This window comes from Gemmatimonadales bacterium, assembly GCA_036500345.1.
GTDB lineage: Bacteria > Gemmatimonadota > Gemmatimonadetes > Gemmatimonadales > GWC2-71-9 > Palsa-1233.
In genome coordinates this window covers 226392-250643 of sequence record DASYCE010000007.1, presented here as the reverse complement: position 1 = coordinate 250643, position 24252 = coordinate 226392, and the positions used below count along the sequence as shown (strand labels likewise).

General features: G+C 66.7%; 26 protein-coding genes. 21 read left to right on the top strand and 5 right to left on the bottom strand.

The window, feature by feature from the left end; all coding sequences use genetic code 11:
* Positions 1–2 precede the first annotated feature (2 nt).
* A complete protein-coding gene (locus VGM20_03805; GenBank protein HEY4099983.1) occupies positions 3–788 on the bottom strand; it encodes an enoyl-CoA hydratase-related protein in 786 nt (261 codons plus the stop codon).
* A 40-nt stretch (positions 789–828) separates the two neighbouring features.
* Between VGM20_03805 and glpK the strand changes: the two genes are divergently transcribed.
* The 5 genes from glpK to VGM20_03780 are packed head-to-tail and all read left to right on the top strand — an operon-like array spanning position 829 to position 5862.
* Complete coding sequence (gene glpK, locus VGM20_03800) at positions 829–2322, top strand: glycerol kinase GlpK (GenBank protein HEY4099982.1); 1494 nt, start codon at positions 829–831, stop codon at positions 2320–2322.
* 28 nt (positions 2323–2350) lie between these two features.
* Complete coding sequence (locus VGM20_03795) at positions 2351–2776, top strand: cytochrome c maturation protein CcmE (protein HEY4099981.1); 426 nt, start codon at positions 2351–2353, stop codon at positions 2774–2776.
* A 7-nt stretch (positions 2777–2783) separates the two neighbouring features.
* On the top strand, positions 2784–4823 hold the full coding sequence (locus VGM20_03790; GenBank protein ID HEY4099980.1) for a cytochrome c-type biogenesis CcmF C-terminal domain-containing protein: 2040 nt from the start codon (positions 2784–2786) through the stop codon (positions 4821–4823).
* Positions 4820–5425: a cytochrome c-type biogenesis protein CcmH gene (locus VGM20_03785; GenBank protein HEY4099979.1), complete on the top strand. Its 606-nt coding sequence runs from the start codon at positions 4820–4822 to the stop codon at positions 5423–5425. The genes VGM20_03790 and VGM20_03785 overlap by 4 nt, the downstream gene beginning before the upstream one ends.
* Entirely contained in the window at positions 5422–5862 is a 441-nt protein-coding gene (locus VGM20_03780; GenBank protein HEY4099978.1) for a zinc ribbon domain-containing protein, read from the top strand. Before VGM20_03785 ends, VGM20_03780 begins: the two co-directional genes overlap by 4 nt.
* A 24-nt stretch (positions 5863–5886) precedes the next feature.
* Here VGM20_03780 and VGM20_03775 read toward each other — a convergent pair whose 3' ends face one another.
* The 4 genes from VGM20_03775 to VGM20_03760 form a co-directional block, all read right to left on the bottom strand.
* Positions 5887–7128: a hypothetical protein gene (locus VGM20_03775; GenBank protein ID HEY4099977.1), complete on the bottom strand. Its 1242-nt coding sequence runs from the start codon at positions 7126–7128 to the stop codon at positions 5887–5889.
* Positions 7129–7245: 117 nt separating this feature from the next.
* Positions 7246–8916, bottom strand: coding sequence for a hypothetical protein (locus tag VGM20_03770; GenBank protein HEY4099976.1), 1671 nt, complete (start codon positions 8914–8916; stop codon positions 7246–7248).
* Positions 8917–8953: 37 nt separating this feature from the next.
* Positions 8954–9709, bottom strand: a complete 756-nt coding sequence (locus tag VGM20_03765; protein ID HEY4099975.1) for an ABC transporter ATP-binding protein — start codon at positions 9707–9709, stop codon at positions 8954–8956.
* A complete protein-coding gene (locus VGM20_03760) occupies positions 9706–11253 on the bottom strand; it encodes a transglutaminase-like domain-containing protein (GenBank protein HEY4099974.1) in 1548 nt (515 codons plus the stop codon). The genes VGM20_03765 and VGM20_03760 overlap by 4 nt, the downstream gene beginning before the upstream one ends.
* Positions 11254–11333: 80 nt before the next feature.
* On the opposite strand from VGM20_03760, the gene uvrA reads away from it, so the two are divergent.
* The 16 genes from uvrA to VGM20_03680 all read left to right on the top strand — a co-directional run bounded on the left by uvrA (position 11334) and on the right by VGM20_03680 (position 24145).
* Positions 11334–14228 (top strand): excinuclease ABC subunit UvrA, encoded by a 2895-nt coding sequence (uvrA, locus tag VGM20_03755; protein HEY4099973.1) that lies wholly within the window; start codon positions 11334–11336, stop codon positions 14226–14228.
* Positions 14229–14237: 9 nt separating this feature from the next.
* Positions 14238–14453 (top strand): hypothetical protein, encoded by a 216-nt coding sequence (locus VGM20_03750; protein ID HEY4099972.1) that lies wholly within the window; start codon positions 14238–14240, stop codon positions 14451–14453.
* Between the two features lie 2 nt (positions 14454–14455).
* The gene (gene sdaAB, locus VGM20_03745; GenBank protein ID HEY4099971.1) at positions 14456–15121 is read left to right on the top strand and encodes an L-serine ammonia-lyase, iron-sulfur-dependent subunit beta; all 666 of its coding nucleotides are present in this window, start codon (positions 14456–14458) and stop codon (positions 15119–15121) included.
* Positions 15121–16005, top strand: coding sequence for an L-serine ammonia-lyase, iron-sulfur-dependent, subunit alpha (sdaAA, locus tag VGM20_03740; protein HEY4099970.1), 885 nt, complete (start codon positions 15121–15123; stop codon positions 16003–16005). Before sdaAB ends, sdaAA begins: the two co-directional genes overlap by 1 nt.
* A gap of 98 nt (positions 16006–16103) precedes the next feature.
* Positions 16104–16361 carry a hypothetical protein gene (locus VGM20_03735; protein ID HEY4099969.1) on the top strand — a complete coding sequence of 86 codons (258 nt, stop codon included), beginning with the start codon at positions 16104–16106 and terminating at the stop codon, positions 16359–16361.
* A gap of 3 nt (positions 16362–16364) precedes the next feature.
* Positions 16365–16652, top strand: a complete 288-nt coding sequence (locus VGM20_03730; protein HEY4099968.1) for a hypothetical protein — start codon at positions 16365–16367, stop codon at positions 16650–16652.
* A complete protein-coding gene (locus VGM20_03725) occupies positions 16649–16933 on the top strand; it encodes a hypothetical protein (protein HEY4099967.1) in 285 nt (94 codons plus the stop codon). The genes VGM20_03730 and VGM20_03725 overlap by 4 nt, the downstream gene beginning before the upstream one ends.
* Positions 16930–17208, top strand: a complete 279-nt coding sequence (locus VGM20_03720; protein HEY4099966.1) for a hypothetical protein — start codon at positions 16930–16932, stop codon at positions 17206–17208. Before VGM20_03725 ends, VGM20_03720 begins: the two co-directional genes overlap by 4 nt.
* A complete protein-coding gene (locus tag VGM20_03715; GenBank protein ID HEY4099965.1) occupies positions 17205–17585 on the top strand; it encodes a hypothetical protein in 381 nt (126 codons plus the stop codon). Before VGM20_03720 ends, VGM20_03715 begins: the two co-directional genes overlap by 4 nt.
* Positions 17586–17933 (top strand): hypothetical protein, encoded by a 348-nt coding sequence (locus VGM20_03710; protein HEY4099964.1) that lies wholly within the window; start codon positions 17586–17588, stop codon positions 17931–17933.
* Between the two features lie 55 nt (positions 17934–17988).
* Positions 17989–18375, top strand: a complete 387-nt coding sequence (locus tag VGM20_03705) for a hypothetical protein (protein ID HEY4099963.1) — start codon at positions 17989–17991, stop codon at positions 18373–18375.
* Between the two features lie 2 nt (positions 18376–18377).
* Positions 18378–19142, top strand: a complete 765-nt coding sequence (locus VGM20_03700; protein ID HEY4099962.1) for a PspA/IM30 family protein — start codon at positions 18378–18380, stop codon at positions 19140–19142.
* The gene (locus VGM20_03695) at positions 19139–20215 is read left to right on the top strand and encodes a DUF1611 domain-containing protein (GenBank protein ID HEY4099961.1); all 1077 of its coding nucleotides are present in this window, start codon (positions 19139–19141) and stop codon (positions 20213–20215) included. Before VGM20_03700 ends, VGM20_03695 begins: the two co-directional genes overlap by 4 nt.
* Positions 20216–20228: 13 nt before the next feature.
* Positions 20229–20720 carry a hypothetical protein gene (locus VGM20_03690; protein ID HEY4099960.1) on the top strand — a complete coding sequence of 164 codons (492 nt, stop codon included), beginning with the start codon at positions 20229–20231 and terminating at the stop codon, positions 20718–20720.
* A gap of 78 nt (positions 20721–20798) precedes the next feature.
* Positions 20799–22997, top strand: a complete 2199-nt coding sequence (locus tag VGM20_03685) for a hypothetical protein (protein HEY4099959.1) — start codon at positions 20799–20801, stop codon at positions 22995–22997.
* The gene (locus VGM20_03680) at positions 22994–24145 is read left to right on the top strand and encodes a carboxypeptidase-like regulatory domain-containing protein (GenBank protein HEY4099958.1); all 1152 of its coding nucleotides are present in this window, start codon (positions 22994–22996) and stop codon (positions 24143–24145) included. The genes VGM20_03685 and VGM20_03680 overlap by 4 nt, the downstream gene beginning before the upstream one ends.
* Positions 24146–24252 lie beyond the last annotated feature (107 nt).

Genomic DNA, 24252 nt, shown 5'->3' with positions numbered 1-24252 from the left:
GGTCACCGACCGCGAAACACCGCGGGTCGCTTCTCCAGGAACGCCCGCGTGCCTTCCGCCTTGTCGGCACTGGCACAGGCATCGCCGAAGAGCTTCGCTTCGAGGGCCAGCGCCTCGTCGAGCGGACGGTCGAGGGTGCCGTCGACGGCCTGCAGGCAGAGCCGCACTGCCAGCGGACCCTGCGCGAGAATGGTGCGCATCAGCGCGCGCGCGTCATCCACCAGCGACTCGGCGGGGACGACGCGGTTCACCAGCCCGATGCGCGCGGCTTCCTCGGCGTCGATCATCGCACCGGAAATCAGCAACTCGGTGGCGCGGCCACGACCGACGAGTCGCGGCAGGCGCACGGTGCCACCGAATCCCGGGATCAGCCCCAGCTTGACTTCGGGCTGGGCAAACCTGGCGTTGGGCGCGGCAAGCCGGATATGGCACGCCATGGCAAGCTCGCAGCCGCCGCCAAGGGCAAAGCCGTTGATGGCAGCGATCACCGGTTTCGGGAGCCGCTCGATTTCCCGCAGGACCCGCGAACCGCGCTTCGCAAGATCGATCCCTTCACTGCCATTGACCTCTGCCAGCTCGGAGATGTCGGCCCCGGCGATGAACGCCTTGGGGCCGCTTCCGGTGAGGATCAATCCGCGTACGCCATCGTCGCGGGAGGCGTCCTGGATCAGGGCGCCAAGTTCGGCGATGACCGTCGCGTTGAGGGCGTTGAGTTTGTCGGGACGGTTGAAGGTGACGAGCCCGATCCCGTCGTCGGTGAGGTCAAAGAGCAAGGTTGAATAAGGCACCCACAAAGATAGCGGATTGCTATCTTCGCGATGGACTCCAATGCCCAATATCGTCGCGCTCGATCAGGGAACCACCGGCTCGACGGCGCTCGTCTTCGGCGCCGACGGGACGGTCCTCGGCCGCGGCTATCGCGAGATTCCGCAGTCGTATCCGTCGCCGGGTTGGGTGGAGCATGATCCGGAGATCCTCGTGACGGCCACCGTGGCGGCGGGACGGGACGCGCTGGCTGCGGCGGGTGTCGCGATCGCGGCGATCGGGATCACCAACCAGCGCGAGACCGTGGTGCTCTGGGACCGGCAGACGCTGGCTCCGATCGCCCCGGCGATCGTGTGGCAGGACCGGCGCACCACCACGCGCTGCGCCGGGCTGCGTGCCGCCGGGGTCGAACCGCGGGTGCGCGCTCGAACCGGCCTGCTGCTCGATCCCTATTTCTCAGCCACCAAGCTCGAATGGCTCCTGCGCGATCCCGATGTTGCGCGCCGGGCGGTTCGCGGCGAGCTCTGCGCCGGGACGGTGGAGACGTGGCTGATAGCGCGACTCACCGGTGGCGCGGTGCATGTGACCGATCCGACCAATTCGTCGCGAACCTTGCTCGCCGACCTCGCGACCGGCGACTGGGACAACGAGATGCTCGAGCTCTTTGGTATTCCCCGCGCGATCCTTCCGGCGGTGGTGCCGAGCGCCGGACACGTCGGTCTGGCAGAGGCGACGTGGTTCGGCACGCCGATCCCGATCACCGGGCTCGCCGGCGATCAGCAGGCGGCGCTCTTCGGCCACGGATGCACCGAGCCGGGATCGAGCAAGATCACCTACGGGACCGGGGCCTTTCTTCTCCGCCACAGCGGCGACGCGAACCCTCCCGCACCCGCGCCCGGGATCCTTGCGACCATCGCGGCGAACCGCTCTGGCGCGCGCGCATGGGCACTCGAGGGGAGTGTCTTCATTGCCGGCGCGGCGGTGCAGTGGCTGCGCGATGGTCTTGGTCTCATCGAGAGCGCCGCCGAAACTGCGGCACTCGCGGCGAGCGTCGTCGACGCAGGTGGCGTGACCTTCGTCCCCGCGCTCGCCGGCCTCGGGGCGCCGCACTGGAACGCCGAGGCGCGCGGCGTGATCACCGGTGTGACGCGAGGCGTCGGCCGGGCACATCTGGTCCGGGCGACGCTCGAAGCGATTGCGCACAGCGCCGCGGATCTCGTCGAGGTCATGGGGGGCGTCACGGTGCTGCGCGTCGATGGCGGCGCGGCGCAGAATGACTGGCTGATGCAGTACCAGGCCGACCTGCTGGGTATTCCCGTCGAGCGCCCCGCCGCGATCGAACTCACCGCGCTGGGTGCTGCCCGCCTCGCCGCCATCGGCATCGGCGCGTCGCTCCCATCGGCAGCCGAGAGCGGGGAAACAACGGTGTTCGAGCCACGGCGGGACGCGTCGTGGCGGGAGCAGGCACGCCGTGAATGGCGCCGCGCAGTCGACACCGCACTCGCCTGGGCGAGCTGGCCGGGCGGCGTTGCGGACGGTCGGGCGCGGACACGCTAGCGCGCACCACGGCACTATATTCCGGGCCATGAAGCCAGGGACGAAGTTCGCAGTCGGTGCAACCGTGATTGTGGCCTGCGTAGTGCTGATGATCACCGAAGGTATCAAGCAGACCGGCACCTACTTTCTCACCCCCACGCAACTCGCTGCGCGCAGCGCCTCGGATCCGCATTTCTACGATGTCGGCGTCAAGGTGAGCGCGAAGGTCGTGCCGGGATCGATCCATCGTGATCCGGCGCACGAGCGGGTTGATTTCTCCATCAGCGATGGCATCCGCACCTTTCCGGTCACCTATGTCGGTCTCGTTCCCGACACCTTCACCGACGCGAACGATATCGACGTCGTCGTACCGGGAAAGCTCGGACGCGACGGAGTCTTCCACGCCACTGACGTGATCGCCAAGTGCGGCTCACGGTACGAAGCGGCATGGAAGGACCAGCCCAAGTCCACTTGATGCACCGATGACATTTCTCGGGACCTTTGCACTCTGGGCGGCGTTGCTGCTCGGATGCTGGAGTGCCGCGATCGGCCTGTTCGGGAACTGGAGAGCGCGACCGGTCCTGGCCACCGCGGTGACCCGCGGATCGTATGCCATCTGTGCGGCGCTGCTGGTGGCGTCGGCGGCGCTCTGGAAGGGAATTCTCGGCCACGACTTCAACATCGAGTACGTGGCTTCGTATACGTCGCGCAATCTCCCGACCTACTATCTCGTGTCGGCGTTCTGGGCAGGACAGAAGGGCTCGCTCCTCTTCTGGGCGGTGATCCTTTCGATTTTCGGCGCGCTCGCCCAGGCGCTGACATCGTCGCGGCACCGGGCGTTGCTGCCGTACGTCGCGGCGGTCGTCAATCTGGTGATCGCGTTCTTCCTTGCGGTGATGCTCTTCGGACATGCGTCACCGTTCGAGCGGCTGCCATTTACGCCGGCCGATGGCCGCGGCCTGAATCCGCAACTGCAGAACCCCGGGATGGTGATGCATCCCCCGATGCTCTATCTCGGCTACATCAGCATCACGATTCCGTTCGCCTTCGCGATCGCCGCGCTGCTGGCCCGCAAGCTCGACACCGGCTGGATCATCGCGATGCGGAAGTGGGCGCTGGCGTCGTGGCTCTTCCTCTCGATCGGCATCACGCTCGGCATGTGGTGGGCGTACGTCGAACTCGGCTGGGGCGGCGTCTGGATGTGGGACCCGGTCGAGAACGCACCGCTCCTGTCGTGGCTCACGCTGACCGCGTTCCTTCACTCGGTGATGATCCAGGAAAAGCGCGGGATGCTCAAGCGATGGAACGTGTCGCTGATCATTGGCACCTTCCTGCTGTCGATCTTCGGAACCTTCATCACGCGGTCGGGGGCGATTTCCTCGATCCACTCGTTTACCCAGTCCGACATCGGCTACTTCTTCCTGGCGCTCCTCCTGGTGGCGGCGGTCGTGTCGTTCACGCTGCTCTATACCCGCTGGCCGATGCTCGAGGCCGAGGTCCAGCTCGAGTCGCTGGTGAGCCGCGAATCGGCGTTTCTCTTCAACAATCTCGCGCTGGTCGGCATCGCCTTCTCGGTGCTGTGGGGTACGCTCTTTCCAATTCTCTCGGAATGGGTGCGCGGCACCAAGATCACGGTCGGCCCGGCGTTCTTCAATCGCGTCAATGTTCCGCTCGGTCTCTTTCTCCTCGCGCTGACCGGCATCGGGCCGCTGATCGCGTGGCGCAAGGCGTCGACCGCGAACCTCCGCCGGCAATTCATCGTCCCGCTCGCGACAGGGGGAGTAACCGCCGCGGCGCTGCTCGGTGCTGGGATGCGCGACGTCTACGCCATCATGGCGCTGGCGCTCGGCGGCTTTGTCGTGGGGACGATCGGGCAGGAATTCTACCGTGGCATTCGCGCCCGGATCGCGCTGCACGGTGAGGGCGTGCCGGCGGCGCTGGTCCATCTGATCGCCAGAAACCGGCGACGGTACGGTGGTTACATCGTCCATGTGGGCGTGGTGATCTACTTCGTCGCGTTCACCGGTCTCGCCTTCCAGGTGAAGCGGGAGGCAGTGCTCTCGCCGGGTGAGACGGTAGAACTGCGTTCGCCGTTCGGTCATACCTACCAGTTGACGCACCTCGGCGTCTCGCAGTATGAGCGCCAGAATCGCCAGGTCTCCGCGGCAACGTTGCAGGTGCGACGCAACGGCAAGCTGATCGGCACCATCGAATCCGAGCGGCGCCAGTACGTCGACTCATTCGACAATCCCACGTTCGAGCCGTCCACCGTGGTCGGGATCCGCAGCGATCTTCGCGAGGATCTCTACGTGGTGTATGCCGGTTCGCCGGACGGCACCGAGCGCGCGCGGTTCACGCTGATCATCAATCCGCTGGTGAGCTGGTTCTGGATCGGGGGCGCGGTACTCGTCCTGGGCGGCCTCATCACGATGTGGCCCGGTGGTCCGCAGCTCAAGACGCCACGCCGGCGTCTCGCGCCGCAGGCCGGGTACGCGGTGCCGCTTGCGGGAGTTTCCGAATGATCGTCAGCCGGCGGAGTTTCCTGCGATTCACCGCGGCCGGCCTCGTTCCGGCGGCGGTGCGCGGGCCGCGGTCCCAATCGCCGAAGCTCGCCCAGCGCCCTGATACTGGCCGAGTCGCCGCCGACACGCTGGTCGCGCCGATCGGCGGGATGAGCCGCCCGCTGGGCCCGCTCGACAATGATCCCGGCGTGGTCGCGATCGAGCGGCGCCTGCGTTGCTCCTGCGGGTGCACGCTTGATGTCTACACCTGCCGCACCACCGATTTCTCCTGCACCTTCTCCCCGGAGATGCATCGACTGGTCGTGCAGCAGGTGCAGCAGGGCGCCAACGCGGATCAGATCCTCGCGTGGTTCGTGGCGCAGCCGGAGTACGGCGAGAAAGTGTTGATGTCGCCGCCGGCACGAGGCTTCAACCTCGCCGGCTATCTCATTCCCGGGCTGCTCGTCGCTGCTGTTGCGCTGGCGCTCGCAGCGTGGCTCGCTGCCCGACAGCGTCCTGCACTGGCGGCGGCCGGCGGTGACGGCACCGCGGCACCGCCGGGATCGCCCGACGCGGAGCAACTCGAGCGGCTGCGGCGTGCGCTCGACGACGTGGAGTCGTGACCTATCTCGAACCGATCGCAGCGGCGGTCATCGGGATCGCGCTGCTCTGGCTGGTGCTCCAGCCGATCCTTGCGCCCACCACGATGCGGCCGGTCGATCTCGACATTCCCGACCCCGAAGAGACGCCCCGGGGCCAGGCGCTTCTCGCGCTCAAGGAAATCGAGTTCGACCGCGCCACCGGAAAGCTCTCGGAATCCGATTACGCGGCGCTGCATGCCAAGTACGCCTTGATCGCGGTCGCGACGCTCGAGCCACGCGACGCCGCGGTCCATTGCCTCGTGCACGGACACTGTGATCTCCCCGAAGCGGCGTTCTGCCCGATCTGCGGCTCCGGCCTCGTCACCAGCGAGGGCGCCTGCGTCGGATGCGGCCGGTCGCTCCCATCCGACGCTGCATTCTGCCCGGGATGCGGTGTGGCGGTTCGGCCCGCGCCGTAGCGCCGGCCGCGTTGTGCGGCGCCGTTAGGGCATCCGCACCGTCGTGAACCATCCCGACGTCAACGTGCCGCCGGTCTTCAGCACCCAGTTGGCGCCGTTCGGTGCATCGCCGGTGATCGACGCGTCGACGGCGTTCCCGATGAAGTCGTCATTGGTCAGGATCACGTTCCGCACCGCCTTGTAGAGCGAGAAGATCGACGGCGCGCCCCGCAGGCCGCGCTGGTACCAGGGATCGCTCTTGCCGCTGGTGAGCGCGTTGTACGCATTGTCGACCGCGGTGATCAGGGCGGAAACGCCCGTCGCGTCGGCGTGGTCGACGCACGCTTCATCGTCATCTTCCCAGGCCACGATGCGCACCGGTGCTCCGGGGTGCTTCACCTGATACTGGTTGTATACCGAGTCTGCCAGCAGCAACGCCGTCCCGGTCCACTCCGCGCTGTTCTGATCCCAGGTATACGGTCCACCGGCATGTTCGCCGGTACACGACAGCAGGACCGACGCGCCGTTGTCGTCGATGCCGTAGACGTGGTACTCGTATTCGGGCGTTCCCTTGAGCCACCCCTCGTGCGAGTCGGTGAAATGGCTCTCTACCAGGTAAACCCCCGGAACCGTCGGGGCCTTCGGCGGATCGGAGCTTCCCGGTGTCCAGCCGCCGCCGGACCCGACACCCGGGTTGTCGGGGCAGCTCTCAGTGCACGCCGTCATGTTGGCGGGACGGCCCTGCGTGAAATCCGTCTCCTGCGGGACCAGCGCGATCACCGGAATATCGGGGGGCGTTCGCGGGTCGAGTGCAACCGGATTTCCGTCCGGTCCGAAGCCGACGGGAATCTCTCCGTCGTTGCCGATCGTCCCGACGAGATACCGCGCGTCGCCGGTCCACGCGCGGCGCTGGGCGGCAACCGGCAGATAGAGTTCCAATCCTCGCGCCGCATCGAGTTCGCTCAGCAACTGCTGCGGCGTGGTGGCGCCGGCGCGGGTCAGTGCGCCGACGAACCAGCTGGACTGCTGTTGCACCAGCGCCTGGAACTGCAGCTTCCCTTCGGGTGCGGTTGACGCGTCGAGCAATCGCTTGACGGCCCCGCGCGTCGCCGGGTCGGCCAGTGCGACAGCGACGGTCCGCGCCAGCGCTTCGCGAGCGGCTCGCGCCGTCGAAGCGACGGTCACGGAGGCGGCGAGGGGTGGTGCCGATCCGGTGGGAAGGCTGGGATCGGAACAGGCGGTTCCGCTCAGGGTCAGGGCAAGGAGCAACGCAACACGGCGCGACATGGGGTCCTCCTGGAAAGGGCGGCGACCGGCGGATTTGCCGGGGCACGCAGGAGGATGTCGAGGTGAGCGGTGTCAACTGGGCGCGTTGTGATGCGCTGCGGTACGCCTTTTCGCGCGTCAGATCTCCAATGATTCCAGGCGCGAGCGCGCGAGCTTGAACGGGACGATCCCGGCGATGAGACAGAGTGCAGCGACGGCGGCGAACGCGCACCATCCCTCGGGCGACACCGACATCCCGGCCGCACCAGCCTGCCGGGCGCGCAATTCCTCGGTCACCGGAAGGGCCTCGAGCATCACCACGGCCACGAGCAGTGTCACCGCGACGAGCATGAAGACGAGTCCGCCGAGCGACGTCGCAATCTGTGCGGCATTTTCGGTTTCGAACTGCGGGAACAAGGTGCCCATGCCGAGGGCGAGGCCGCCGACGGCGAGGGTGTAGGCGACGACGGTGCAGACGCTCACGATCATCATGAAGTCCGACGCGTGCAGCAGATGGTTCGTCGTGATCGTCAGCGTGAACGCGAGGATGAGCAGCGGCATCACGCCGACGAGGTACTTGCTGCGCAGCATCGCCAGGGAATCAAGCGGCGACGACCGCAGCAGCCACAGCTGGCGCCCTTCCAGCGACACCGACGGAAAGACCAGGCGCTCTGCGGTCCCCGCGATGACGAACCCCGCCAGCCCCTGGGTCACGAAGATGATCGCGATCACCAGCAGCGGTGGCACCTTTTCGCCGCTGAACAGCGGCAGCATCTGTACGTTGAGCAGCATCACCGGCACCAGCACCGCCAGCAGAATCAGCTGGCTCCATTGGGTGCTGTCGCGGAAGAAGATGCGCAAGTCCTTGAGGACGAATTCGCGCCGCATCGCCGGCATGCCGACCAGCAGGCGGCGCGCCACCGCGTTCCAGCGCGCGCCCCAGACGAAATGATCCGCGCCTTGCTGCGCTTTCGCGAACCCCTGGACGTACCACCGCCGATGCAATGAGGCACCGATCACGACCAGTGCACCGGCGGTTGTCCAGAGCAGCGCGATCGGGAGTGGATCACCCACTCGGCTGAGCCAGTTCATGATCATCGCCGATGCCCACTCGCTGGGAAACAGCGGGTGCGACGGTGTCCGCAGGACCGCGATGAAATCAACCAGCGATCGGAACCCTTCCGGGCGCGCCAGCTGCTCCGGAGCGGCGAGACGAATGAAGATGACCAGTCCGCCGGCGGCGAGGACGGTGACCAGGCCGAGAATGTCGCGGGTCCGCCGCGCGGGGAAGACGTTGACGAGGAGCAGCGTGATCGCCGATCCGATCACGCCGGGAATGATCAGGAGCGGCACCAGCGCGCCGATCACCACCAGCGGGAAGAGCGGTCCGCCGTGCCATGCGATCCCGTACGCGGTGAGCAGCGGCACGGAGAGCAGCGCCACCATCCACGAGGAATGCACCACCGTCTCGACCAGCCGGGCGAGATAGAACCGCCCCCACTCGAGCGGTGCCGCGACCAGCATGTCGAGATCGCGCGCGAGAAAGAAGGTGGAGAGCGCGCCGATCAGGTTGGAGAGGAGGAGGATCGCGGTGAAGGCGAGGAGCGCCAGCGAGAGCATCTTGCTCGCGAGGAGCGGGCCGATTTCCGGAACCCCCTTGAAATAGGACACCAGCCGCCACGCGATCCAGAACGTCGCCGTGAAGAACATCACCCCGGCCGAGCCGAGGAGCACGTTGCGCCACGTCACCGTCTGCCCGCGATGCGCGCGGAAGCGCGCCCAGGCGCTCCGCCACTTCGGCGACGTCACCTCGAGGAAGGACGCTTGTCGCGCTGGTCCGGTCGAATCAGCCAAGGACCTGGTCCAGATCGTGGTCGACATGGCCGCCGGTCAGGCGCAGGAACAATTCTTCGAGGTCGGCATCCTGGGATGCGGCGCCGTGGCGCAACTCGTCGAGCGTCCCGCACGCCGCGAGCTCTCCCTGGCGGATGATGCCGATCCGGTCGCAGAGATCCTCGACGATCTCCAGCGTGTGCGTGCTCATCAGCACCGTCCCGCCGCGATCGACGAACCGGCGGAAGATCAGCTTGAGGAGTCGCGCGCTCTTCGGATCGAGCCCGATCATCGGCTCATCGACCACGATCACCTTCGGCTTGTGCACCAGCGCACTGGCGATGATGAGCTTCTGCCGCATGCCGTGACTGTACGACTCGGTCAATTCATTCTTCCACCGCGTCAGCTCGAAGAGATCGAGCAGCCCGTCGAGCCGCCGCTCGACTTCATCGCCGTCCTGTCCGTACAGCGCCGCCGTGAACCGGAGGAACTCCGCGCCGGTGAGCTTGTCGTAGACAAAGGGACGGTCGGGTATGAATCCGAGATTCGCCTTCGCCTCGATCGGCTTGCGCATCACATTGATGCCGGCGATCTCGATGCGGCCGGACGTCGGGGCGAGGATCCCGGCGATCATCCGGAGCGTCGTCGTCTTCCCGGCGCCGTTGGGACCGAGCAACCCGAACAGTTCGCCGCTGCGGATCTCGAGATCGATGCCGCGAACCGCTTCGAACCGCCCGTAGCGCTTGACCACCTTCTGCAATTTGATCATGGCAAACCTCCGGCGCTCGCGGTATCGACGCGGGCGTTGGCCAGCTGCATCATCATCTCCTCCGGGCGGCTTGAGCCGGCGAACGCCAGGCGGATCAATCCGGTGCTGGCGAAATTTCCGGATGCGGGATCGATCCCGATCCACCCGCCGTTCTGCGGCGCCCACACCTCGACCCATGCATGGGTCAACAACGCCGTCCCGCGCGGATAGACGCCCACCACGTAGCGCGCCGGCATCCCGGCGCGCCGAAGCACCGCGACCATCAATCTGGCGATCCCGTCGGGTGAACCAGCCCGCACTGCGAGCGTGCCGAGCGCATCCTGGGCGGCGTCAATCGACGTGTCTATGGAGATCGCCGCACGGACCGCCGCGAGCAGCGCCGGAAGACGCTGCGCCGTGAATGGTCCGCCCACCAGGCGGTGTTCCCAGCTCACGATCAAGCCGGCGTGTTCCTGGATCATCGGATCGGGAACCGTGTCGGATGTGCGCTGATCGTGTCCCGTCCCGATCCGCTGGACGATGATGGTGTCACCGCGCACTTGCTGTCGACCGCCCGTGAGCATCGCAAGGAGTCGATCGTCGACCGCTGATCCATCGCGATGGGAGACCACGAACCGTCGCGTCATCATGCCGGTGTCTGCGACCGGAAGGGCGGCGTACCGGCCCAGCTCGGGGAGTGCCGTGCGAATGGTGTCGACGTGTGAGGGAAGCGCGTCGCGAAAGTTGGTGGTGCTGAGGTCGAAGTCGGTGCGCACCCATCGCACGCCGAGAGGACGAGCGAGGCCGGCGACGACTCCGCGTCGATCGATCCAGATCCTGACCGGTCCGGTCGCGGCATCGACCGCCACTGACACTGCGCGGACCGAATCGAAATGCACCGCCACCCGTCCGGTTCCACCCGGTGTTGCGACAGTGCTGTCGGCGAATCGGATTTCCGAATCACCTTCGGCCTTGACCGCAATGACCCGGACTGACGGCGGCCAGCCGTCGATCGGTGCAATGGTGCGAGTCCGTCCCGGAGCCAGCCCGTCGGTCAGCGCCAGCCGATAGGGGATCGCGACGGCAGCGGTGGGAGCCTCGCTGAATCGCGCACTACCCTGGGCGCGCGAAGTCGCCGAAAGGAATCGGGTGGTGACGGTGTCGCCGCTCACCTCGACCTTCCAGTCGCTGTGGTGCCCGCCCACGCCAAGTCCCGATTCCATCCGCTGCAGTTCCAGCGTCGCCGCGAGCCACGCCACCGTCCGCCGGGTCACCCGCTCGGTCGCCGACGCCGATGGCATCTCGATCGCCGTTGCCTCGGTGACCCGGTAGCCGGGCGACAACGTGTCGAACGTGATTCCGGCGTAACCGATCTGGACCGGACCGGCGGTGATCGCGTACCAGGTTGTCGCCGGCGCGAGCCGGAGCGTCGCCTCGGCCGACAGCGTTGATTCCTCGGACTTGCCCAGCTGGCGCTTGCCAAGCCACCCCAACGACGCCGTCCAGGCGATCAGGATCGCCACGGCAACACTGGCTCTGGCGGACGGGCGGTAGAGCTCAAGCATTGGGGTCCTTGCAGCAAGGGTCGGGCCTGACGAAGGGAGACCGCAGCACCCGACGCCGGTCCGCTGTACTCTTCACGGCTATGCCCGAAGAGTACCTGACCGTCCGCGGCGCGCGCGAGCACAATCTCAAGAACGTCAGTGTCCGCCTTCCGCGAAACGCCCTGACCGTCGTGACCGGCCTCTCGGGGTCGGGTAAATCCTCGCTCGCCTTCGACACGATCTACGCCGAGGGACAGCGTCGCTACGTCGAATCGCTCTCGGCGTACGCGCGGCAGTTCCTCGGCCTGATGGAAAAGCCCGACGTCGATTCGATTGAAGGGCTCTCGCCGGCGATTTCCATTCAGCAGAAGACCACGGGACAGAATCCCCGGTCGACGGTCGGAACCGTGACCGAGATCTACGATTACATGCGGCTCCTGTGGGCCCGCGCCGGGATTCCCCTCTGTCCCAACGATGGGACGCCGATTTCCCGCTCCAGCGCCACGCAGATCGCTGATACCGTCCTCTCCTGGCCAGCCGGCACTCGCATCGAGATTCTCGGCCCCGTGGTCCGCGGGCGCAAAGGCGAATTCAAGGAGCTGCTCGACGACCTTCGGAAGCAGGGCTTCGTTCGTGTCAGGATCGACGGGACCACCATCGATCTATCGGAGGCAAAGCCGTTGTCGCGGCGCCAGAATCACGACATTGCCGTCGTGGTCGATCGCCTGGTGGTGAATCCGGCCGATCGGGCGCGGCTCGCCGATTCGATCGAGACCGCGCTGCGGGCGGCGGAAGGAATTGTCGAAGTCGTCCGCCAGGGGTCCGGGGCGCGCTCGGGGCAGCCGATCCCGGGAGAGACGCGGCTTTTTTCGGAAAAGTTTTCCTGCCCGGTCTGCGGCCTCTCGCTCCCCGAGCTCGAGCCGCGGCAATTCTCATTCAACTCGCCCTTCGGCGCGTGCCCCGAGTGCCACGGCGTCGGAACGGCGCGCATTCCGAATGTGGAACTGGTGCTCGGCGACCCGCGCATCTCGCTCGTCGAAGGGGTCGTTCTCCCCTGGGGCGAGCCGACCGGTTACCTGCGAAAAGTCGTCCTGCCGACGCTGGCGAAGGCGTTCCGCTTCGATCTCGCGGCGCCGTGGGGCGAGCTCCCCGCCGCCGCGCGCAAGGCGCTCCTCTTTGGCGCACCCGGGAAGACGCTGCACTACGCTCCCGAGAGTGGAGCGAAAGGCCGGTCGGTCGACGGACCGTGGGAAGGAATCCTCGCCAATCTTTCTCGGCGCTATCGCGAGTCCAGCAGCGACGCCGTTCGACAGGCGCTCGAAGCGTACATGGTCGAGCAGCCATGCCCGGCGTGTCACGGGCGGCGGCTACGCCCCGAATCGCTCGCCGTCATGGTGGCGGGGCGTGGCATCGGCGAGGTCGTCGATCTTCCGATCAACGATGCCGTGGATTTCTTCAAGGAGATTCCGGTGGGCCGCGGCGGGGGAGGAATGGTCGACCCCGACATCGCCGGACCGATCCTCAAGGAAGTCGTCGAGCGACTCTCGTTCCTGCGCGATGTCGGTCTCGACTACCTCACCCTCGGGCGTTCGGCGGGGACGCTCTCCGGCGGCGAGGCGCAGCGGATCCGGCTGGCGACGCAGATCGGGTCGCGACTCGTCGGCGTGCTCTACATCCTCGACGAGCCAAGCATCGGGCTCCACCAGCGTGACAACGCGCTCCTCCTCGAGACGCTCCGCGGGCTGCGCGATCTCGGCAACACGGTGATCGTCGTCGAGCACGACGAGGACACCATTCGCGCCGCAGATCACGTCGTCGATCTCGGCCCGCGAGCCGGGCGCTTTGGCGGCGAAGTGGTGGTCGAGGGAAGTGTGGAAGAAGTGGCTCGCCATCCGGAATCGCTGACGGCGCGCTACCTCCGCGGCGAGCTGCGCATCCCGGTCCCATCACCGCGCAGGCCGCGAGCCGGTGCCCGCGAGCTCCGCATCATCGGCGCGCGCGAGAACAATCTTCGCAATCTCGACGTCGAGATTCCGCTCGGCATGTTCGTCGCGGTCACCGGAGTGTCGGGCTCGGGCAAGTCGACACTCGTCACGGATATTCTCTACCGCTCGCTGGCGCGCCATTTCTTCCACGCCAAGCTCATCCCCGGCGCGCACACGCGCATCGAGGGCCTCGACGCGCTCGACAAGGTGATCGATATCGACCAGTCGCCGATCGGGCGCACGCCGCGGTCGAACCCGGCGACCTACACCGGACTCTTCACGCCGATCCGCGAGCTCTTCACGCAGCTTCCCGATGCCAAGATCCGCGGCTACGGCCCCGGCCGCTTCTCGTTCAACGTCAAGGGCGGCCGCTGCGAGGCGTGTCAGGGGGATGGGCTGGTGAAGATCGAGATGCACTTTCTTCCCGATGTGTATGTGCCGTGCGACGTCTGCAAGGGGAGACGGTACAATCGCGAAACCCTCGAGGTGCGATACAAGGGACGCAGCATCGCCGACGTCCTCGAGCTGACGGTCGAGGATGCGCTGGACTTCTTCTCGGCCCAGCGGCGGATCGCCGAGAAACTCGATCTGCTCAACGATGTCGGCCTCGGCTACCTCCATCTCGGGCAGGCGGCAACGACCCTCTCGGGCGGCGAAGCACAGCGGGTCAAGCTCGCAACCGAACTCGCCAAGCGTGATACCGGCCGGACGTTGTACATCCTGGATGAGCCCACCACCGGGTTGCACTTCGAGGACGTGCGCCTCCTCCTCGATGTCCTCCACCGGCTGGTGGCGAAGGGGAATTCGGTCGTCGTGATCGAACACAACCTCGACGTGATCAAGACCGCCGACTGGATCATCGATCTGGGGCCGGAAGGCGGCGTCCGCGGCGGCGCGATCGTCGCACAGGGGACCCCCGAGCACGTGGCCGCGACGCCCGGCTCGCACACCGGCGAATTCCTCCGCCGGGTGCTCACCACGAGTCACGCCGCCGCACAGGCGATCGGGTAGATTACCGATATGGATTCCGCGGCCCTCGTGTCGCTGCTCACCGTCGCGCAGAACGAACTGCGGCCCGTCCGCCTGCTGCTTCGCGACGGGACCGAAGTCGTCGGCACACCGTCGAGCGTCGACACGCATCCGACGGCCTATGAAGCGTTCCTCCATCCGGCCGGCGACGATGAAATCGAAATCGGCGTGTCGCTGAGCGCCGTCGTGTCGGCGGAAATGATCTGACCATGGTTTCCCTTCTCGATATCATCGGCCCGGTGATGGTCGGCCCGTCATCATCGCACACGGCTGGAGCCTCACGGCTCGGGCTGATCGCCCGTGCCCTGATCGGCGGGACGCCGGAGACCGCGCGCGTCGAACTGCACGGATCATTTGCTCGGACCGGGATCGGGCACGGCACCGATCGCGCCATCGCCGGTGGTCTCCTCGGCTTTCAACCCGATGACGTGCGGCTCCGCGAGTCGCTGGATGAAGCGACGCGAGCGGGTCTGACGATCACCTTCGAGAACACCACGCTGCGCGGCAATCATCATCCCAACACCACGCGCATTACCGCCGCCCGTGAGGGGCGGAGCGTGGTCATGATCGGTTCGTCGATCGGGGCCGGCCGGATCGTGGTGACCGCGATCGACGGCTTCCCGGTCGACATCACCGGCGCCTACACCACCCTCGTGGTGGTGGCGCACGATGAGCCGGGGATCGTGGCGAAACTCGCCACCGCACTCGCCGAGGAAAGCGTCAACGTGGCCACGATGCGGGTGTCACGCCGCCAGAAGGGCGGCGACGCCATTCACATCTACGAACTCGATTCGCCGCCGGGTCCCGCCGCCCTCGAGCGGATCCGTGCACTCCGCGCCGTGAAGACCCTCCGCGTCGTCGACCGGGTCGCCTGATGTTCGAATCACTGATCGAAGCGGTGCGCGCGGCCGAAGAGCAGCAGCTGTCGCTCGGCGAACTGGCCATCCTCACCGAAGCAGCCGAAGGGATGCGCACGCGCGAGGAGATCGAGGGCGGCTTGCAGCGGGCCCTCGACGTGATGCGCGGCGCGGTCGACCGGGGCCTGGTCGGCGACCTGCACAGCGTGTCGGGACTCGTCGGCGGCGATGCAGCAAAGCTCGCCGCGTCGCATGGACCGCTCGCCGGTACCGTCTTTACGTCGGCGCTCGCGTCGGCGCTCGCCGTGCAGGAAGTGAATGCCGCGATGGGTGTGATCGTCGCCGCGCCCACGGCCGGCGGCGCAGGCGTCCTGCCGGGCGTTCTCCTCGGACTCGCCCAGCACCATCAGCGCAGCGACGCCGACATGATCCGCGCGCTCGCAACCGCCGGGGTGATCGGCGCCGTCGTCGCGGTGCGCGCGTCACTCTCCGGCGCAGAGGGCGGCTGTCAGGCCGAAACCGGTGCCGCGGCGGGGATGGCGGCTGGCGCCGGGGTCGAGCTGCTCGGCGGCTCCCCTCGCCAGGCGATGCATGCCGTGGCTGTCACGATGCAGGGCACACTCGGCCTGGTCTGCGATCCGCTCGGCGGCCTGGTGGAAGTGCCGTGCGTCTATCGGAACGCGACCGGCGCCGCCATGGCGCTGGCCGGCATCGAAATGGCGCTCGCCGGGATCGAATTCCCGATCCCCGTCGACGAAGTCGTCGATACCATGGGCCAGATCGGCCGGGAAATGGACGTGCGATACCGGGAGACCGCCGGCGGCGGGTTGGCGGCGACGCCGACCGGGCGAAAGCTCGCCCGGGAGCGCCTCGTCCAGCTCAAGCCGCGGAAGAGCCGATAGTCGATCCCGTTTCCTCATGAAACATTTGGCGGCGCCGCTTCGTAGACGATGAACAAGTTTGCGAAGGGCCATGACGGTGGGCCTCTGGCGAGGGAGCAATGGAAGACATTCTGGCGATCATTCTGATCTTCGGTGGATCCGGCATCGTGGCGCTGGCGTTCTCCCCGATTGGACGCGCGATCGCCGACCGGCTGCGGCATGGCAAGGCAATTCCGCCCGCCGGTCCGGACACCGACCCCGCCATCTATGACGAACTCGATCGCCTCCGTGCCGACGTGAGCGAATTGCAGGAACGTCTCGACTTCGCCGAACGGATGCTCATGAAGCCGCCTGAGCAACCTGCGGCAACGGAGTAGACCATGTGGTTCGTCGTCATCATCATGATCCTGTCGATCCCGATCCTGGGGATCGTGACCCGGAGCGAGATCGGCCGCTCGATCGCCGATGCGATCCGCCACAACAGTGGCGCCAACGAGGGCGCTGCCGTGCGTCGTGACCTGGAGCAGATGCGCACCGATCTCGATCAGCTGCGGGCCGAGCTTGATGATGTCCACGCCCAGCTCGCCGAATCGCACGAGCGCCTCGATTTCGCCGAGCGGATCCTCCTCAAGCCTGGTGACTCGGTGCCCAATGGGAATCGCGTATGACCGACGGACAACAGACGGCGATCATCATCGTCACGATCGGCTGTGTAACCGGACTCATATTCCCGATCGTTCGAGGCGTGGTGCAGCACGCGCAACGTCGTGCCGCGCCGCACGACGAATTGACCGAAGACGTGGCGCAGCTCCGCGACCGGGTCGCCGAACTCGACGCTGTCAGTCTGCGGGTGCAGGAGCTCGAGGAACGAGTTGACTTCGCCGAGCGGTTGCTCGCTCAGCGAACCCAGGCTCCGGAACTTCCCGCCGCGCACCGGACGCCAGTATGAAATCCGATGATGTCACGATGCTTGCGATCGCGACGCTCGTCGTCGCCGCTATTCTCTTGCTGCCGGTGTTTCGCGCGTGGGCTCGGCGGATCGACGCACAGGCTGGCGACGGCGGCGCCACCCGAGCACTCGATGACCTCCGGCAGCGTGTCGCCGATCTCGAGGCGTCGAACGATCGGATCCTCGAACTCGAGGAGCGGGTCGATTTCGCCGAGCGGATGCTCGTCGGTCGAACCGAAGACGCTCCTCCCTCACTGCACAGGACACCCGTATGAACAGCACCTGGTCCAAAGTCGTCGGCGGGGTGCTGACTCTTGGCCTCACCGGCATGGCGATCGGCTTCCTGATTGCCATGGTCGAGGAAGCTCACACCATTCGTGATCCGACCCCGGCCTTCGGCATGGTAGCCGGTGCTGTCATCTTCGGTGTCCTTTTTCGAGGGCCGGTCGGGCGCGCGATCGCGAAGATGCTTGACGGCGGCACCGCCGACGATTCGCAGCTGGTCTCGCGATTCGATCACGTCGAGGACCGCGTCGCCGATCTCTCGCTCGATCAGCACCGCATCGCCGAACTCGAGGAGCGGCTCGATTTTGCCGAGCGACTGCTCGCGCAGCGCGATTCGCTCGGCGCCCTGCAGAAGCCGGAGCGATAGATGGCACGTGATCGCAGCAACGAGTGGATCGGTTCGGCCTTCGTCGGATTGGGCTTCGGCGCCGCCGGTGTCGCGGGCGCGCTCGCGTGGGTCACGTCGAGGATCGGGCCGGCGTCGATTCCGATCTGGGCGATCGCCGGCTGGGCCGGTATGATGATCTTTCGCGGGCCGCTCGGACAAGCGCTGGCGACGCGGATCAGCGGCCATTCGCCGGCCGACTCGCCCGAACTTCCCCAGGAAGTCTATGGCGAGCTCGACGACCTGCGGGCCCGGGTGTCCGAACTTGAGGAGCGCGTCGATTTTTCGGAGCGGATCCTCACCAAGCAGAGCAGCGAGCAGCAGTCGTGATCAGGATCGCACGCAACGATGACCAACATTCCGGCCACCCGGAGGAATCCTCTCGATGACCACGCGTGAAGACGTCCGATCGTTTCTCGATCGGCTCAACCTGCCGGTCGAACTGCTGACCGAAGACATGTGGCTGGTGCGCACCGCCGAAGGCGCGGAACTGGTGGTGCACTACGCGCCGCCGGTGCTGGTGCTTCGCGTGCGCGTCATGCCGCTGCCAAGCAACGTCACCCGCGCCAGCGAGCTGAGCCGGCTCCTCCTCGAATTCAACGCGAGGGACCTGGTGCACGGGTCGTACGGAATCGAGGGTGATCACATCGTGCTGACCGACGCGCTCGAGCTCACCGATCTCGACTTCAGCGAGTTCCAGTCGAGCGTCGATTCGCTGGCCCTCGCGCTGGCGTCGCATCTGACGGCCCTGGCGCCGTACGGGGAGAAATAATCATGGGGATCTTTGATCGATTCGCGACGATGGTGCGGTCGAATCTCAACGACCTGATCTCGCGGGCCGAAAACCCCGAGAAGATGCTCAACCAGCTGATCGTCGACATGCGCAGCCAGCTCGACAAGGCGCGCCAGCAGGTGGCGCAGGCGATCGCCGACGAGAAGAAGCTCGAGGCCGATTCGATCGCGCAGCAGAAGCAGGCCGAGGACTGGGAACGTCGCGCCATGCTCGCGGTGCAGGAAGGACGCGACGACCTCGCCAAGCAGGCGCTGATGCGCTACAACGAAGCGCTGCAGGGCGCGCAGCAGCTGCACGAGACCTGGGTCAAGAGCAAGCAGGAAACCGAGTCCCTCAAGGGCTCGCTCCGCCAGCTCAACGACAAGATCGAGGAAGCAAAGCGGAAGAAGAACATCCTCATCGCCCGCGCCCGCCGCGCCGAGGCGCAGCAGCGGATCCAGGAAACACTGTCCGGCATGGGTGACAAGAGCGCCTTCGAGTCGTTCGAGCGGATGCAGGAGAAGATCGAGGCCAACGAGCGGAAGGCGATCGCGTCGGCCGAGCTCAATGAGGAGATGACCGGCGATTCGCTCGCCAAGCAATTCGAGCAGCTGGAATATCACGGCTCGTCCGATCAGCAACTGATCGAACTCAAGGCGAAGATGGCGATGATTGCCGGAGGCAAGGACGCGCCGAAGCAGCTCGGCGACGGCGGCAGCGTGCCGGCCAAGACGGCGACACCGGTGGAGGAGTCCAAGTCGTCGTGATCGAACCGAAATACCTCATCCTGGCGGACCACGACTTCGGCATCATGACGTCGAAGACCGCCAACGCCGTGATCCGCTATCAGCCGTCGCGCGTCGTCGCGGTGCTTGATCGGCAGTTGATCGGGAAGACGTCGGAAGAAGTGCTCGGGTTTGGCGGCGCGATTCCCGTCGTCGGATCGGTCGCTGACGGGCTCGCCCGCGGAGCCAACGCCGTCCTGATCGGCATCGCTCCGCAAGGCGGCGCGCTCCCCGAGGAATGGCGCGGCTGGATCAAGGAAGCCATCGCCGCCGGCTGCGACGTCGTCAGCGGATTGCACACCTTTCTTGCCGACGACCCCGAGCTCGCGGATGCGGCGCGCCGCCACGGCCGGAAGATCCTCGATGTCCGACGCCCGCCTGCCGATCTCCAGGTCGCCACCGGTCTCGCGCGCGACGTCGATCCGCTCGTTGTCCTCACTGTCGGGACCGATTGCAACGTCGGCAAGATGACCGCGCAACTGCAACTGGTGGAAAAACTGAATGCGCGCGGCCTTCGCACCCGCTTCGTTGCCACCGGACAGACCGGCATCATGATCGAAGGATGGGGGATCGCCGTTGACGCCGTGGTTGCGGACTTCATCGCCGGCGCGACCGAGCAACTCGTCCTGCAAGGCGCCGCCGATGCGGACGTCGTGCTCGTGGAGGGGCAGGGAAGCATCAACCACCCCGGCTACAGCGGCGTCACCCTGGGCCTGCTGCACGGCTCGTGTCCGGACGCCATGATCCTCTGCCATCAGCCGTCGCGCGAGTCGCTCGGCGACTACCGCGCTGCCTCGTGGGTGAAGATCCCGCCGCTGTCGCGATACATCGAATGGTACGAGAGCCTGGCGGGGGCTGTGCGACCGTCCCGGGTGATCGGCGTCGCACTCAACACCTTCGATCTGGACGACGTCGCCGCGCGGGCTGCGTGCGATGCGGCAGCGAAGGAGACCGGGCTCCCCGCGACCGACCCGGTCCGCTTCGATCCCGGCGTGCTGGTCGATGCCATCGCGCGCCGGAGCGAGACGAAGCGAAGCAAGAGGAACGTCGCCTAGCCGAGGAGCGACCATGCCGCACATCACGCCGGCGCATTTGCACGTTCTGGTCAATCACATTCCGATCATCGGCCTTCCGATTGTCGCCCTCCTCCTGGCCTGGGGGCTGGCGCGCCGGGAAGACGCGGTGGTGCGCGCGGCGCTGCTGCTCACCATCCTCGTGGCGATCGGGACCTGGTACACTGACTACACCGGTGACGACGCCAAGCACGACATCCGCAACAACACCTGGTACAATCGCGCGGTGGTCCAGCGCCACGAGCACGCCGGCGACAACGCCAACATCGCCGGGATCGCCGCAGGAGTGCTCGCGATCGGCGCGCTCATCCTGGCGCGAGGGGGCAAGCCCGTTCGGCGCAGCGCATCGGCGGCGGTGCTCATCGTGCTGATCGTGGCGTCGGGGCTCGCGGGATGGGCGGGGTACCAGGGAGGGAAGATCCGGCACGACGAGTTCGGACTGACGCCCCCGCCGACAGCGCCGCCGCCGACCACCACACCGCCGTAGCCGCCGGGTTTTTTCGAGTTATGATAGATCCTTCCGGACAGTCGCAATGCCACTCCCCCAGGCACCTGAGGTGGCCGGATGATCCGACTCGTCGTCGCGCTGATGCAGGCACTTCCGGTTCAGCACTTTCCGACCCTTGAACATCCAGGCACCGCGCCGGCGCTTCGATCGGCTGCGGACGCCATCTGCGACAATCCCGCCGGCCTCGATCGGAATCAACTCCTCGCGCGAGAGAACCGCCTCGCGATCGACGCGGCGCGTGCTTCATCACAGGCGGCGGGGTGGCTTGCGCTCGGCTGCGCCCGCGCCGCGCTCGACGGCGACGGCGCGCTGTCCCACGACGGACCGCTCATGGTCGTCGGGAATTCGTGGGCGACCGGCAGCGAACGGGCGCTTCTCAAGGCGCTCGCGATCGACCCGCGGAACGGCCGCGCCGCCGAAGCGCTGGCGACGCTCGCGCTGGATGATCTTGAACCGGATGACGTCGCCGCGACGGCATCCGCCATCGTCAAGGCGACGGCGGCCGGCGTCTCGACGCCAGCAGCACTCCGCGCCTGCGACGAGCTCGCGCTGCGGACCGGCGACATTGCGTCGGCTCGGAGGTGCGTCGCCACCGGCCTGGCGCGCGGCAGCGATTCGACCTGGCACCTGATCCGGCGCGCGCGCCTCGATTTCCGTTCCGCCGACACCGTCTCGGGGACCCGCGACTTTCTCGCCGCGGCGGGGGCCGCACACGACACCGCGGCGCGCAGTGAGATTGACTGGCAGCTGCAATGGTTTCTCTCGCCCGACGAACAGGCGACGGCGAGCCGGATCGCCGACAGTGCCCGCGCCAACTGGATCCGCGACCGTCTCGTCGAGCGCGACGTGCGCGACGGCCAGCCCCGCGGAGCGCGCCTTGCCGAGCATTTCAACCGGCTCGAGTACGCGCTGGCGAACTTCCGGCTGGAGATTCCAGCCGCGATCAGGAGGAAGGGCGGGTTGCTCGCCCCGACGCCGGAGAGCCATTTCTCTCCCGATTCGCTCCACATGTTCTGCGAACCGGGGCTGATTCCTGCCGATCCGGTTCGCGATTACCATCGCTGGCAGAGCGATATCGATGATCGCGGAGTCGTCTGGCTGCGATTCGGCGCGCCGGAGAAGCGAATCCGGTCATCACCGAGCTGCGCCGATACGGTGATCACCGATCCCCAAACCCGCGGCATCCCGATCAATCCTCGTGAGGTCTGGTATTACGAGATCGACGGCAAGCCGCTCCTCCTCAATTTCGAGGGGGAAGAATTCGACGGCTCGGAGGAAGCAACGCGACTCGTGACCGGGGTGCTGGGATCGTACCTCTGCGATGTCGATGCGTTGCGGTGTGGTCTCACCCAGCTTTCGATCGCAGACTGGAAGGCGCACACGGCCAAGCACGGGACGCCACCGTCGTCGCCACTGGTGAAAGTCGAGGATATCGAACACGTCCGCCAGGACGACCGCGCCTACATCTCTGCCGCTACAACCGCGGACGACAACTCGGTCCGCGGCGAGCGGAACATCGCGATCGTCTCCCGGTTGCACCGTCTCTGGGATCCGATCTCCGCCGCACCGATCGCACTCATCACCTACGCCTTTCCCATCAAGGATCTTGCAGTGCAATCGGGAGGGGCCGGTGTGTCGACCACGGTTGATCTCACGGTGCGGCAGTGGGATCGCGACGCCGATCGCTGGCAGGACACCTCCGTCTCGCGGCATTTCCAGATCGCCGACACTGGCTCCAAGGCGACCAATCTCGTGGGTTACGTCGTGACCCCTTCGTCGTCCGGCGTCTCGGCCTGGAGCGTCGTCGCCACGCAACCTGAGCAGCGGCGAGGTCGCGCAATGGACGTCACGACAGCGGGGCTCGACCCCGGCCCGGTTGCGATCTCGGACCTGGTGTTCGGTTCGTCCGCGCAGGGTCTGTCATGGCGACTGCATGGAGAACCGATTCCGCTTGCGCCGACCAACGCCGTCGATCGCCGCGACACCGTCTCGATGTATTACCAGATTCGCAGCGAGACCCAACGCGATGGCCTTCGCACGACGGTAGCGCTCTATCCGATCCGGGATGGCGTCGTCAGCGATTCGGCGGCGCTGCAGGTGACGTTCGACCAGGCGGTGCACTCCGGGATCAATGAAGTGGCGCCGATCGTCGATCTCTCCAATCTCGACCGCGGTTCCTACCGCGTCGAAGTGCGGTTGGTCGATGCTGCGGGCCGCGCGCTCGTCCGCCGCCGGGCGGGGCTCGATCTCCGATGAGAATCTCTCGTTGCGTGCAGTTCGCTGCGATCGTCCTCTTCGCGACACCGCTTCGGTCGGTCGCTGCGCAGACGATCCGCGGCCGCCTGGTCGACAGCATGTCGCACGCGCCGATCTCGGGAGCGCTGGTCGAACTGTTCGACCCCGATGGCAAGCTGATCCATCAGGCGTTCACCGGCGCCTCGGGCGGTTGGGAATTCACCGCCGATAGCGGCCGCCGCGTCGAAATCCGTTTTGCGGCGATCGGCTATTCACGCCACGCACCGATCGCGATCGACGTCACGTCGTCGCTCGTCACCGTGCCGGCGGTCGTGCTGTTGCCGACGGTGGTCTCCCTCCCCGAACTGCACGCCCTCGGCGGCAAGCGATCGTGTGGCAAGTCCGAACTGACGCCCGAGACATTCGGTGGACTCTTCGACGCAGCCCACAGCGCGTTGCAGGTGATGGACGCGACGATGCGCTCGAGTCACCTCGCCTTCAACGTGCAGCTGGTGCACACCATCGTCACGAAGAAGAATCGAGACAGCACGGTCTCCTCCGATACCAGTGCCGGCTCACTGCGAACCTGGCCGGTGCGATCGATCGCCCCCGATCTCCTCGCGCAGATCGGATTCGAGCGACCGCTCACCGAAGAGCAGGGGGGCGGGGAACTGTACTACGGTCCCGATCTTCAGGTCCTCTTCTCCGACTGGTTTCTCGAAACGCATTGCTTCACCCTCGAGAAGGACCACGGGAGCGGCGACTCCGTGTTCATCCAGTTCGAGCCCGCCGGCAAGCCGAAGCACGTCGACCTGAACGGCACGATGGTGCTCGACCGCGCGACATTGACCCTCCGGCGGCTGAGCTACGTCCACCGCAACCTGCCGAATGGCATCCCCGACAAATCGGCCGGCGGCGACATGCATTTTGGCGAGCCGTCGCCCGGACTCTGGGTCCCGGTCGAATGGGCCATCTGGGCGCCGATCACCAGGACCTCCCGCATGATCGCGCGGCCGATCATCATTGCGCGCCCCGGCGGCCGCGGGAGCGGCTTTGGACCGCCGATGGTGTCGTCGATTCCGCCCGACCAGAGTACCCTGGTACAGGTGGTCGGGCGGGAAGAAAACCAGGGGCGATTGATCCGGATCGTGCCGGTGTCGGGATCGTGAGTCCGCAGTTGCTGCCGGCATCCCTCGTCGGTCGCGTGGCCACCAATGCTGCGCGCTCCGGTACCGTTCAGCGTTCAGGTGTTGCGACACCGGGCTCGACGACTGCC